The following is a 13424-nucleotide window of genomic DNA, read 5'->3' on the forward strand; positions in this document are numbered from 1 at the left end:
TCATGGAAATGGATCTGAACAATCGCCTGACCGAAGACGAAACGCTCGAGCAGGCTTACGATATTTTTCTCGAACTGGCGGTTGATAACCTCGATCCCGCAGACGTTATTCTTTTCAATCTGCAGTTCGAAGAGCGTGGCGGCGCAGAGCTGTTTGATCCGTCAGAAGACTGGGCCGAGCATGTCGATTACGACCTCAACCCGGACTTCTTCGCCGAAGTGGTGATTGGACTGGCGGACGAAGACGGCGGCGAAATTAACGATATTTTTGCCCGCGTTCTGCTGTGTCGGGAAAAAGACCATAAGCTTTGCCACATTCTCTGGCGCGAATAAAAGAAAAAGGCTGCGGTAGCAGCCTTTTTTATTGATGGTGTTCGCTTAGAGCGGGTCAACCTTCAGACAAGAGACCGCGTGGCGGAAGCTCCCTTCCAGCACCGGGCGCGTTTTAGCACACTCCGGCCCCGCTATCGGGCAGCGCGTACGGAACACGCAGCCAGACGGCGGATTGATCGGGGATGGCAGTTCACCTTCCAGCAACTGAATACTTTTGTTCTTCTCCAGATCCGGATCGGGTACCGGCACCGCCGACATTAGCGCTTTGGTGTAAGGGTGCAGCGGATTGTGGTACACCTCATCGTAGGTGCCCAGCTCAACGGCGTGGCCTAAATACATGACCAGAACGCGGTCAGAGATGTGCTTTACCACCGCCAGGTCGTGGGCAATGAAGATCAACGACAGCCCCATCTCGCGCTGCAGTTTTTGCAGCAGGTTAACCACCTGCGCCTGAATAGAGACGTCCAGCGCCGACACTGGTTCATCACAGATAATCAGCTTCGGCTCAAGGATCAGCGCACGGGCAATCCCGATACGCTGACACTGGCCGCCAGAAAACTCATGCGGGTAGCGGTTGATCAGGTTTGGCAGCAGCCCTACTTTCATCATCATCGCTTTTACGCGGTCACGCACTTCGGTGCGCGGCATTTTTGGATGATAAGTACGCAGCGGCTCAGCGATGATTTCGCCGATGGTCATACGCGGGTTCAGCGAGGCCAGCGGATCCTGGAAAATCATCTGGATATCGCTGCGCACATTGCGCCACTCTTCCGGCTTCATTCCCAGCAGATCTTTACCCAGCCAGGCAACCTTGCCGTCGGTAGCTTTCACCAGGCCAATGATGGCACGGGCGAACGTCGATTTACCGCAGCCCGACTCCCCTACCACGCCCAGGGTTTCGCCTTCATACAGACGCAGCGTGACGCCATCTACCGCTTTCAGCGTTTTTGGCGGCTGCCAGAACCACTGTTTGCCATCCTTGATGTCGAAGTGCACCTTCAGATCGGCGATTTCGAGCAATACGTTTCTTTTTTCGTCGATAGCGTTCATACCAGCTCCTCGTACGGCTTAAAGCAGGCGCGTAGACGGCCTGGTGCAAATTCCACCAGCGGTGGAGCGCTGTTACAGATCTCCATCGCATGCGGGCAGCGCGGCTGGAACGGACAGCCTTTCGGCAAGCGCAGCAGGTTTGGCGGGTTGCCCGGGATGGTTAACAGAGATTCACCCTCTGCATCGAGACGTGGCACAGCATTCAACAGACCGATAGAGTAAGGGTGCGCGGGTTGATAGAAGACATCGCGCGCTTTGCCATACTCCATGGTACGGCCGGCATACATCACCAGCACCTTATCGCAAATACCTGCCACAACCCCCAGGTCGTGGGTGATCATAATGATCGCGGTATTGAACTCACGCTTCAGTTCATTCAACAGGGTCATGATCTGCGCCTGCACGGTCACGTCCAGGGCCGTTGTCGGTTCATCGGCAATCAGCAGCTTAGGCCGGCAGAGAAGTGCCATAGCGATCATCACACGCTGACGCATCCCGCCAGAGAACTCGTGCGGGAACATGCGCATACGCTTACGTGCTTCGGGCATTTTCACCGCATCAAGCATTTTGACGGACTCTTCAAACGCTTCGGCTTTGCCCATCCCTTTGTGCAGCATCAGGACTTCCATCAGCTGCTCGCCCACACGCATGTAAGGGTTCAGGGAGGTCATCGGATCCTGGAAAATCATCGAAATCTGCTCGGCACGGAGCTTATTCAGCTCCTGCTCAGGCAAATTCAGAATCTCCCGGCCGTTAAATTTAGCAGAACCGCCAATGACGCCGTTCGCCGCCAACAGGCCCATCAGCGCAAATGCCGTCTGGGACTTACCGGAACCCGACTCACCTACGATGCCCAGCGTCTCACCGGCGCGCAGGCTGAAATTGAGATCGTTTACCGCAGTCACATCGCCATCAGGGGTTTTAAAGGTGACGCGCAGATCTTTTACGTCCAGCAGCGCGTTGCCCTGCTGCTGTGCAATGGGTGCAGATGCCGTTTCAATAATTGTCATCACGGCGCTCCTTAGCGGTCTTTCGGATCGAGGGCATCACGCAGGCCATCGCCGATAAAGTTGAAACAAAACAGCGTCACGACCAGGAAACCAGCCGGGAACAGCAGCAGCCACGGTGAAACCTCCATGGAGTTGGCGCCATCGCTAAGCAACGCGCCCCAGCTGCTGAGAGGCTCCTGGGTACCCAGGCCGAGAAAGCTCAGGAAAGATTCGAACAGAATCATGCTTGGCACCAGCAGCGAGGCGTAAACCACCACCACGCCGAGCACGTTCGGCACAATGTGGCGCACCACGATGTTGCCGGTAGAAACACCGCCAACCTGGGCCGCTTCGATGAACTCTTTACGCTTCAGGCTCAGGGTCTGACCACGCACAATACGCGCCATGTCCAGCCATGACACCATCCCGATCGCCACGAAGATCAGCAGGATGTTCTGACCAAAGAAGGTCACCAGCAGGATCACGAAGAACATAAACGGGAAGGAGTTAAGAATTTCCAGCAGACGCATCATTACCGAGTCCACTTTTCCGCCAAGATAGCCAGAAAGTGAACCGTACAGGGTACCGAGGATCACCGCGACGAAGGCTGCGGCAATACCCACCATCAGCGAGATACGCCCCCCGATGGCTACGCGCACCAGCAAATCTCGCCCGGAGGAGTCGGTACCAAAATAGTGGCCCGATTCCGCATCAGGGGCGCTGGACATCATGCCCCAGTCGGTATCGAAATAGGTGAATTGCGACAGCATTGGCGCCAGCGTGACGAACAGGGCAATGAGCACCAGCACAATCAGGCTGGCAACCGCCGCGCGGTTGTGCATAAAGCGACGGCGAGCATCCTGCCACAGGCTGCGTCCTTCCACTTCCAGCTTCTCACTGAAGTTTTCCAGCGCCTCGCTATTTTTCTTACTTAACATCATCGCGAGCTCCAGGATCAGTAGCGAATTTTCGGATCGATAACGGCATAGAGCACATCGACGATCGCGTTAAAGAGAATAGTCAGCGCACCGACGAGAATGGTCAGGCTCAGCACCAGCGAGTAGTCACGGTTAAGCGCACCGTTAACAAACAGCTGGCCGATACCCGGCAGACCATAAATGGTTTCGATAACCATTGAGCCGGTGATAATGCCGACAAACGCCGGACCTAAGTAGGAGAGCACGGGCAACAGCGCAGGTTTCAAAGCGTGACGGAAAATGATCCGACGCATTGGCAGCCCTTTCGCACGCGCAGTACGGATGAAGTTAGAGTGCAGAACTTCAATCATTGAACCACGGGTGATACGCGCAATACTGGCGATATAAGCCAGTGACAACGCCACCATTGGCAAAATCATGAATTTCAGTGCCCCGCCGTTCCAGCCGCCGCCGGGCAGCCATTTCAGCGTGATAGCGAATATCATGACCAGTAACGGCGCCACGACAAAGCTCGGTATGACGACCCCGGTCATTGCCACCCCCATTACTGCATAATCCCATTTTGAGTTTTGTTTAAGCGCGGCGATGACGCCGGCAGTGACGCCGAGAACCAGAGCCAGCAAGAATGCTGCAGCGCCTAATTTAGCCGAAACGGGGAAGCTCGAGGCCACCAGATCGTTTACGGAATAGTCTTTATATTTAAATGACGGTCCAAAATCGCCGTGCGCCAGCTGCTTCAAATAATTGAAGTACTGGGTGGAGATCGGATCGTTTAAATGATATTTCGCCTCGATATTGGCCATTACCTCTGGCGGTAATGTACGTTCACCGGTAAATGGACTCCCCGGCGCGAGACGCATCATAAAGAAGGAGATCGTAATAAGAATAAATAGTGTTGGAATCGCTTCAAGACAGCGACGTAGGATAAATTTCAACATTGCCCGTACCTTCTGGCGTGTGCCTATATAGTGTCACGATGATTAGACACAGTGGGGCGAGCGCTGCCCGCCCCACTTATTGCCATTAATGCTTGATAATATACAAGTTTTTAACGTAGATATTATCCATCGGGTCTTTACCGGTATATCCACCTACCCACGGTTTCACCAGACGGGCGTTCACGTAGTAGTAGACCGGCACAATCGCGGAGTCTTTATCCAGTTGTTGTTCAGCTTTGGAGTAGAGCTCGGAACGCTGGGCTTCGTCAGTCGCTTTCAGCGTATCGCCAATCAGCTTGTCGAACGCTGGGCTCTTATAGTGCGCCGTGTTGTTCGAGCTGTCGCTCAGCATTGTGTTCAGGAAGGAAGTCGGTTCGTTGTAGTCTGCACACCAGCCAGCACGCGCCACATCGAAGGTACCCTGATGGCGGCTATCCAGGAAGGTTTTCCACTCCTGGTTTTCCAGCTTCACGTTCGCACCCAGGTTCTTTTTCCAGATGGAAGAGACGGCGATAGCCAGTTTCTTGTGCAGGTCAGAGGTGTTGTACAGCAGGCTGAAGGACAACGGCTTGTCAGCGGTAAAGCCCGCTTCGGCCAGCAGTTTCTTCGCTTCTTCGTTACGTTTTTCCTGAGACCAGCCGAACCACTCAGGCTGAGTCAGTTTCGCGCCATCGGTATACGGAGGGGTGTAGCTGTATGCCGGCAGATCGCCCTGGTTTTTCACCTTGTTAACAATAATGTCGCGATCCAGCGCCAGTTTCAGTGCGGTACGAACACGAACGTCATTGAATGGCGCTTTCTGGTTGTTGATTTCGTAATAGTAAGTACACAGATACGGGTCAACATGGACTTCAGCCGGGATCTCTTTCTTCAGCTTCTGGAACAGTTCGATCGGCATGTTGTTATAGGTCATGTCGATTTCACCGCTGCGATAGCGGTTAACGTCAGTCACTTCTGAAGAGATTGGCAGGTAAGTTACCTGGTTAATAACGGTCTTGGCGTTATCCCAGTAGTTAGTGTTACGCACCAGGTCGATACGTTCGTTAACAACCCAGTCTTTCAGCTTATAGGCGCCGTTGGTCACGATATTTGCTGGCTGAGTCCACTTATCACCAAATTTCTCAACCGCAGCTTTTGGAACCGGGGAGACGGACGGGTGAACCAGAAGTTTGTAGAAGTAAGGAACCGGCTCGCTCAGGGTCACTTCGAAAGTATTATCATCAAGCGCCTTAACGCCCAGATCGGTGACCGGTTTTTTGCCAGTGATGATGTCATCAATGTTGGCAATATGACCGTACTGCAGATAGCTCGCATACGGAGAGGCAGTGTTTGGATCTGCCAGGCGCTGCCAGCTATAGACGAAATCGTGTGCGGTAACAGGAGAGCCATCTGACCATTTCGCATCTTTACGCAGATGGAAGGTCCAGACTTTACCGTCTTTATTTTCCCATTTTTCAGCCACACCCGCTACCGGGTGGCCGTTTACATCAGAGACCAGCAGACCTTCGAAGAGATCGCGGTTAACGTTGGACTCAGGTACACCTTCAATTTTGTGCGGATCCAGAGACTGAACCTCAGCACCGTTGTTACGCACCAGCGTCTGTTTTTCCGCCAGTTGTACTCCAGCAGGAACGTCTGCAGCCATTGCAACGTTGCCTGCGATTAGCGCAGTCAAAATTCCCGCCGCTACCAGACTTTTTTTTGTGATGATGGACATTGTGTTGGTACTCCACTCATTATAATTACTGGTTTTTACCAGCCTGTTTAATTCCCCTGTTGGGGTTTCCTGACAACCCAGGAGTTTATGTGGCTGTCAGGTGTTTTTACTGCCTGCTATCACCGACTTTACTATTACCGGTGGTTCGTTCGACCACCTTATGTCGATTTTTCACACCCCTCTCCTGTCAGAGAGATGTATTTTTTTGTGAAAACGAAAACCTCAAATACAAATGATTCTCATCTTCGTGATATCTGCTGAAATTATAAGGCCGGAAAGTACCAAATGGCTGTAACCGGTGCCAATACATTTTGCAAATTTGTTAAGCAATTCTCTTTTACGAAAGATAATGACGCTTTGTGGGCTACCCTGCCGCGCATCGAAACCAGACAAATAATGCCAATTTTCAATGGGATAAAGAATGATGATGCACCCCGATCGTTATAAATCCAGAGGCGAGAGGCAATCTGTACAAAAAATTAACAACTGTCTATTTTTTAGCACATTCATCTACATGAATCATCAAATTACTAATATCATTTCATTAATCCCTCAGCAAGCCCCAGAGTATGGTGTGAGTAAAATAACAGGCTGGTTGCGTGCAATGTGAGCTTCAGAAGTGAGGATGTATAGACAAACTATTGAAAGTTAAGGGAACAAAATGATGAGTGGAAGTTCTTATCTTTCATGAAATTTTCAACTTTTATTATAGGATTTACTAATAATGATGAAAAAAAGCGAAGCCATTAGCTCCGCTCTTTCGTATGAAATAGTTATGACAAGAGTCCAGGGAATATCGACTTAATTCCGGTGACAATAAATTCAATACCCAGGGCCATTAACAATAACCCCATTATACGGGTGATCACGTTAATACCGGTCTGGCCCAGCAGACGAACCAGCCAGGGTGCCATGCGGAAGACGCCCCAACAACATAACGCAAACAGCGCAATGGCGAGGGAAAAGCCGATTAAGTGCATCCAGTTATGGTATCGGGTTCCCCAGACTATCGTTGAACTGATTGCCCCAGGCCCCGCCATTAAGGGCAGCGCCAGCGGCACCACGCCAATACTTTCGCGTATCGCGGTTTCTGATTTCTCTTGTTTGTTCTGCTTATCTTCCCCGAGCTTGCCGCTGATCATCGACATCGCAATGGTAACCACCAGAATTCCCCCGGCGATCCTGAACGAATCGATGGAGATGCCGAAAATCTGCAATATGGAATCGCCAAGATAGAGCGAGGTCAGCAGGATGATCGCCACCGACAAGTTTGCGGTGAGGTTAGTTTTGTTCCTCGCCACGGCCGACTGGTAGCTGGTCATGCTGATAAACACGGGAATGATACCGACCGGGTTAACTAACGCGAAAAGACCAATAAAAAATTTAAAATAGGTTTGAAAATCAAAGAGCGATAGATCCACTGTTAGCTCCGGTAAAACGCAGTGCCTGATAAATAAGGGTGGGAATAATAACCGCGCTGAAGATACGCTTTTTAGACCCAGACTTCATCACAATATTGCTCAAACCCTGAATTTGGGAATGTAAAATATTTGTATACTGAATGAGTCATTATGGTTCAATAATTTACGGAACTCATTAACACCGGATGAAATCACACGAAATGCCCCTGCTGAAAGGTATCAGCTTATGGATAAATTGATTTGGATCATGATTTTCGTACTCAGAAGTGAGTAATCTTGATTACGCCACCAGGGAGTTTCAATACTACTCAATAAGGTGTTGAAAGGAGGCTCTTTTAGTAAGTCAGGGGTTGCATAAACAAGATAAACCGTTGATTTCAATGTGAGTTAAGCAAGTCACTTACGCACTGTCTATACTGTTTGTCGTGTCGAGCAGCTGATTTACTAAAAGAGTTTAACTTTATCAGGAGAGCATTATGGCTGTTACTAATGTCGCTGAACTTAACGCACTTGTAGAGCGCGTAAAAAAAGCCCAGCGTGAATATGCCAATTTCACCCAAGAACAGGTTGATAAAATCTTCCGCGCCGCCGCTCTGGCTGCTGCAGATGCTCGAATCCCTCTCGCTAAAATGGCCGTTGCCGAATCCGGTATGGGTATCGTTGAAGATAAAGTGATTAAAAACCACTTCGCTTCAGAGTATATCTACAACGCCTATAAAGATGAGAAAACCTGCGGGGTGCTGTCTGAAGATGATACCTTCGGCACTATCACTATCGCAGAACCTATCGGCATCATTTGCGGTATCGTTCCAACCACCAACCCAACCTCTACCGCTATCTTCAAATCGCTCATCAGCCTGAAGACCCGTAACGCAATTATCTTCTCTCCACATCCGCGTGCCAAAGATGCAACCAATAAAGCTGCAGATATCGTACTGCAGGCCGCTATCGCAGCGGGTGCACCGAAAGATTTAATCGGCTGGATCGATCAGCCTTCTGTTGAACTGTCCAACGCGCTGATGCACCACCCGGACATTAACCTGATCCTCGCGACCGGTGGTCCAGGTATGGTTAAAGCCGCTTACAGCTCTGGTAAACCTGCCATCGGTGTAGGTGCCGGTAATACCCCGGTCGTTATCGACGAAACAGCGGATATCAAACGTGCTGTGGCATCTGTACTGATGTCTAAAACCTTCGATAACGGTGTTATCTGTGCGTCTGAACAGTCTGTGGTTGTTGTTGATTCAGTATACGATGCCGTTCGCGAACGTTTTGCCAGCCACGGCGGCTACATGCTGCAGGGTAAAGAGCTGAAAGCCGTTCAGGACATCATCCTGAAAAATGGCGCGCTGAACGCGGCTATCGTAGGTCAGCCAGCGTATAAAATTGCTGAACTTGCAGGCTTTACCGTTCCTGCTTCTACCAAGATTTTGATCGGTGAAGTCACGGTTGTTGATGAAAGCGAGCCATTTGCGCACGAAAAACTTTCCCCTACTCTTGCCATGTACCGCGCAAAAGATTTCGACGACGCGGTAGAAAAAGCAGAGAAACTGGTGGCAATGGGCGGTATAGGTCATACCTCTTGCCTGTACACCGACCAGGATAACCAGCCAGAACGTGTTGCTCACTTCGGTCAGAAGATGAAAACCGCACGTATCCTGATCAACACCCCAGCTTCTCAGGGTGGTATCGGTGACCTGTATAACTTCAAACTCGCGCCTTCCCTGACTCTGGGTTGTGGTTCCTGGGGTGGTAACTCCATCTCTGAAAACGTTGGTCCTAAGCACCTGATCAACAAGAAAACCGTTGCTAAGCGAGCTGAGAACATGTTGTGGCATAAACTTCCGAAATCTATCTACTTCCGTCGTGGCTCATTGCCAATCGCGCTGGATGAAGTGATTACTGATGGCCACAAACGTGCGCTCATCGTGACTGACCGTTTCCTGTTCAACAACGGCTATGCAGACCAGATTACCTCGGTACTGAAAGCGTCCGGCGTTGAAACGGAAGTGTTCTTCGAAGTTGAAGCGGATCCAACGCTGAGCGTGGTTCGTAAAGGTGCTGAACTGGCCAACTCCTTCAAACCAGACGTGATTATCGCGCTGGGCGGCGGTTCCCCGATGGACGCAGCAAAAATCATGTGGGTGATGTACGAGCATCCTGAAACCCACTTTGAAGAACTGGCGCTGCGCTTTATGGATATCCGTAAACGTATCTACAAGTTCCCGAAAATGGGCGTGAAAGCGAAAATGATCGCGGTAACCACCACGTCCGGTACCGGTTCAGAAGTGACTCCGTTTGCGGTTGTTACCGACGATGCAACCGGTCAAAAATACCCACTGGCTGACTATGCCCTGACTCCGGATATGGCAATTGTTGACGCCAACCTGGTGATGGACATGCCGAAATCGCTCTGCGCATTCGGCGGTCTGGATGCGGTCACTCACGCTCTGGAAGCATACGTCTCCGTACTGGCTTCCGAGTTCTCCGACGGTCAGGCCTTGCAGGCTCTGAAACTGCTGAAAGAGAACCTGCCAGCCTCGTATAACGAAGGGTCTAAAAACCCGGTAGCACGCGAGCGTGTCCACAGTGCAGCAACCATCGCCGGTATCGCGTTTGCTAACGCCTTCCTGGGTGTTTGCCACTCTATGGCGCACAAACTGGGCTCTCAGTTCCACATTCCTCACGGTCTGGCGAACGCCCTGCTGATTGGCAACGTTATCCGCTATAACGCCAATGACAACCCAACCAAGCAGACTGCATTCAGCCAGTACGACCGCCCACAAGCGCGTCGTCGTTACGCTGAAATTGCAGACCATTTGGGTCTGAGCGCACCGGGCGACCGCACTGCCGCGAAGATCGAGAAACTGCTGGCATGGCTCGACAGCATCAAAGCTGAACTGGGTATCCCTAAATCTATCCGCGAAGCCGGTGTTCAGGAAGCTGACTTCCTGGCTCACGTGGATAAACTGTCTGAAGATGCTTTCGATGACCAGTGTACTGGCGCTAACCCGCGTTACCCGCTGATCGCTGAGCTGAAACAGATTCTGCTGGATACTTACTATGGCCGCGAATACACCGAAGGTGAAACTGCTGCGCCTAAAGTTGAAATGCCAGTCAAGGCCGATAAGAAAGCGAAGAAAAGCGCTTAATTAACGGCCCAACAAAAAACCCGCCTTCTGGCGGGTTTTTTTATATATGGGGTTAACTGAGAATTGATTAAGTATTAACGGCGGTAGGCTTCTTGAATTGCGGTCAGGGAGCCTACTACCAGCGCGTCCTTATAATGCTTGCGGCATACCGATACGTAACGTTCGTTCCCCCCTATTACCACCTGCTCCCCTTCTGCATAAGGTTTACCATGCTGATCCAGACGCAGCACCATGCTCGCCTTACGTCCGCAGAAACAGATGGTTTTCAATTCCACCAGTTTATCTGACCATGCCAACAAATACTGGCTGCCAATAAACAACTCACCACGAAAATCCGTACGCAGGCCATAACAGAGCACGGGAATATCCAGTTCATCGACCACTTCTGAAAGTTCATGAACCTGCTGACGGGTTAAAAATTGGCTCTCATCGACCAGCACGCAGTGGATGGGCTGACGCGCATGTTCGGCGCGGATATCCTCCAGCAGGCTGGTCTGCGGGTTATAAAGCCGGGCGGGAGAAGAGAGTCCAATTCGTGAACTGACTTTACCGCTGCCAAAGCGATCGTCAATCTCAGCGGTATAGACGACAGTCCGCATCCCGCGTTCCTGGTAATTGTAGGAGGATTGCAGCAGCGCCGTCGACTTACCGGCGTTCATTGCTGAATAGTAAAAATACAGTTGTGCCATTGGCCGTAAAACCCTAATGAATGTGTATTATTCCCGATGCGGCATTGTACCATATTTTGTCGGGGCATCCGTCTGGCCTTGCAACAGGCGGCATAGCCGCGCCGCGATGGAGTTGCTATTAAAATCTAAAATAAAGCGAATGGCATGTAACAAGAACCACTGTAAGTTCTGGAAAATGCAGTTATTTATTGTTTAATGTAATGCAGAAAAAATCCGAAATTAATTAAGAATTCCTAAGGATTACTGTCTATAACGCGCTAATACAAATGGTTGATATTTATCCCTGGAAACTATAATGCTGTGGGAACCGTCACAAAAGAAAGCGATTACCGTCAGGTTAAATCCGCATCTTTTGATAACTAACGTCGCTTTCAACAGAGTAAATTTAAGTTAGCGTATTTAATAATATCGTCAGATATTGGCTATTTTTTGAATTCCTTACATTCTGCCCTATTGCACATATCAATTTATGCCTCTATTATTACCTCAACAAACCCCACAATATAAGTTTGAGATTACTACAATGAGCGAAGCACTTAAAATTCTGAACAACATCCGTACTCTTCGCGCGCAGTCAAGAGAATGCACACTTGAAACGCTTGAAGAAATGCTGGAAAAATTAGAAGTCGTAGTTAATGAGCGTCGTGAAGAAGAAAATGCTGCTGCTGCAGAAATCGAAGAGCGTACTCGTAAACTGCAACAATATCGCGAAATGCTGATTGCTGATGGTATTGATCCTAACGAATTACTGAACAGCATGGCTGCGGCTAAATCTGGCACCAAGGCTAAACGCGCAGCTCGTCCGGCTAAATATAGCTACATCGATGAGAACGGCGAATCTAAAACCTGGACTGGCCAGGGCCGTACCCCAGCTGTTATCAAGAAAGCCATGGATGAACAAGGCAAACAGCTGGACGACTTCCTGATCAAGGAATAATCCAGAACGCTTTATAAAAAATCCCGCTTAAGGCGGGATTTTTTTATGCCCCTCTTTTATTGACAGAGACATCAGGTTACAGATTGTCTTATTAAGACTCATCCTGGTGGGCATAAAAAAACCGGAGCCATGACTGGCACCGGTTTCAGAGTGGATAAAGCGAGCTTAGTTTTTAATACCCAGCGTCTCTTTCAACCAACCCTTGAATTCTTCACCCAGTGACTGGTGGCGAATCCCATATTCTACAAACGCCTGCATGTAACCGAGTTTATTACCGCAGTCATGGCTCTTACCTTTCATATGGTAGGCTTCAACGGTCTCTTTCTCGATCAGCATATCGATACCGTCGGTCAGCTGAATTTCATCACCGGCGCCTGGAGGGGTTTTAGCCAGCAGCGGCCAGATTTCCGCACTCAGGACATAACGCCCTACCACCGCCAGATTAGACGGCGCTACGTCGGCTTTAGGCTTCTCTACGACGCCTACCATAGGTACGCTCTCGCCTGGCTGCAGCGCAATGCCTTTGCAATCTACAACGCCGTATGCAGTTACGTCTTCGACAGGCTCAACCATAATCTGGCTGCTGCCGGTATCGTCGAAACGTTTGATCATTTCAGCCAGGTTATCCTGAGAAAGATCGGATTCAAATTCATCAAGGATAACGTCTGGCAGAATAACCGCGACAGGTTCATTACCTACAACCGGGTGTGCACACAGTACGGCATGACCCAGACCTTTTGCCAGACCCTGACGCACCTGCATAATAGTGACGTGAGGCGGGCAAATAGACTGAACTTCTTCCAGCAGCTGGCGCTTAACACGTTTTTCCAGCATGGCTTCAAGTTCAAAACTGGTATCGAAATGGTTTTCGATAGAGTTTTTGGATGAATGCGTTACCAGCACAATTTCAGTAATGCCAGCGGCAATACATTCATTGACCACATACTGGATTAATGGCTTATCAACGAGTGGCAGCATCTCTTTTGGAATTGCCTTCGTTGCCGGCAGCATACGGGTTCCTAACCCAGCAACCGGGATAACGGCCTTTGTGACTTTCGAATTTAGGGCAGCCATTGAAACTCTCCTGAACTGTTCAAGTTTTGAACTTATCTGCATAAATAACGCGTTTAGTATATCAGTCTCAGTTACCAGTCCGGGTCTGAAAAGGACGCGCTACCGATTAATTAGGATAAATACGAATGAAACTGGCAGTGATAGTAGCACTGCCCTTGAAACGACGGTAAAGCTATCTGTGGAGATA

At 50.0% G+C, this 13424-nt stretch carries 11 protein-coding genes; 3 read left to right on the plus strand and 8 right to left on the minus strand.

What is annotated here, in order from left to right:
* The first annotated feature begins 2 nt into the window (after nucleotides 1-2).
* On the plus strand, nucleotides 3-332 hold the full coding sequence (locus tag JZ655_RS11805; RefSeq protein ID WP_040075277.1) for an HI1450 family dsDNA-mimic protein: 330 nt from the start codon (nucleotides 3-5) through the stop codon (nucleotides 330-332).
* Nucleotides 333-377: 45 nt separating this feature from the next.
* On the opposite strand, the gene oppF is transcribed toward JZ655_RS11805, so the two are convergent.
* From oppF to JZ655_RS11835, 6 genes are all read right to left on the minus strand, one after another.
* Entirely contained in the window at nucleotides 378-1382 is a 1005-nt protein-coding gene (gene oppF / locus JZ655_RS11810; RefSeq protein WP_040075276.1) for a murein tripeptide/oligopeptide ABC transporter ATP-binding protein OppF, read from the minus strand.
* Nucleotides 1379-2392, minus strand: a complete 1014-nt coding sequence (gene oppD, locus JZ655_RS11815) for an ABC transporter ATP-binding protein (RefSeq protein WP_040075275.1) — start codon at nucleotides 2390-2392, stop codon at nucleotides 1379-1381. The genes oppF and oppD overlap by 4 nt, the downstream gene beginning before the upstream one ends.
* An 11-nt stretch (nucleotides 2393-2403) precedes the next feature.
* On the minus strand, nucleotides 2404-3312 hold the full coding sequence (gene oppC / locus JZ655_RS11820) for an oligopeptide ABC transporter permease OppC (RefSeq protein ID WP_040075274.1): 909 nt from the start codon (nucleotides 3310-3312) through the stop codon (nucleotides 2404-2406).
* A gap of 14 nt (nucleotides 3313-3326) precedes the next feature.
* Complete coding sequence (gene oppB, locus JZ655_RS11825; protein ID WP_040075273.1) at nucleotides 3327-4247, minus strand: oligopeptide ABC transporter permease OppB; 921 nt, start codon at nucleotides 4245-4247, stop codon at nucleotides 3327-3329.
* An 85-nt stretch (nucleotides 4248-4332) separates the two neighbouring features.
* Entirely contained in the window at nucleotides 4333-5964 is a 1632-nt protein-coding gene (gene oppA, locus JZ655_RS11830; protein ID WP_046885199.1) for an oligopeptide ABC transporter substrate-binding protein OppA, read from the minus strand.
* Between the two features lie 773 nt (nucleotides 5965-6737).
* A complete protein-coding gene (locus JZ655_RS11835; protein ID WP_046885198.1) occupies nucleotides 6738-7385 on the minus strand; it encodes a YchE family NAAT transporter in 648 nt (215 codons plus the stop codon).
* A gap of 476 nt (nucleotides 7386-7861) precedes the next feature.
* Between JZ655_RS11835 and adhE the strand changes: the two genes are divergently transcribed.
* The gene (gene adhE, locus JZ655_RS11840) at nucleotides 7862-10537 is read left to right on the plus strand and encodes a bifunctional acetaldehyde-CoA/alcohol dehydrogenase (RefSeq protein ID WP_046885197.1); all 2676 of its coding nucleotides are present in this window, start codon (nucleotides 7862-7864) and stop codon (nucleotides 10535-10537) included.
* Between the two features lie 74 nt (nucleotides 10538-10611).
* On the opposite strand, the gene tdk is transcribed toward adhE, so the two are convergent.
* The gene (tdk, locus tag JZ655_RS11845; RefSeq protein ID WP_040075270.1) at nucleotides 10612-11226 is read right to left on the minus strand and encodes a thymidine kinase; all 615 of its coding nucleotides are present in this window, start codon (nucleotides 11224-11226) and stop codon (nucleotides 10612-10614) included.
* Between the two features lie 523 nt (nucleotides 11227-11749).
* Between tdk and hns the strand changes: the two genes are divergently transcribed.
* A complete protein-coding gene (hns, locus tag JZ655_RS11850; protein ID WP_040075269.1) occupies nucleotides 11750-12163 on the plus strand; it encodes a histone-like nucleoid-structuring protein H-NS in 414 nt (137 codons plus the stop codon).
* A 165-nt stretch (nucleotides 12164-12328) separates the two neighbouring features.
* Here the strand turns inward: hns and galU are convergent, their stop codons facing one another.
* The gene (gene galU, locus JZ655_RS11855) at nucleotides 12329-13237 is read right to left on the minus strand and encodes a UTP--glucose-1-phosphate uridylyltransferase GalU (RefSeq protein ID WP_040075268.1); all 909 of its coding nucleotides are present in this window, start codon (nucleotides 13235-13237) and stop codon (nucleotides 12329-12331) included.
* Between the last annotated feature and the right edge of the window lie 187 nt (nucleotides 13238-13424).

Origin of the sequence: Leclercia pneumoniae, from assembly GCF_017348915.1 — a bacterium.
Classification (GTDB): Bacteria; Pseudomonadota; Gammaproteobacteria; order Enterobacterales; family Enterobacteriaceae; genus Enterobacter; species Enterobacter pneumoniae.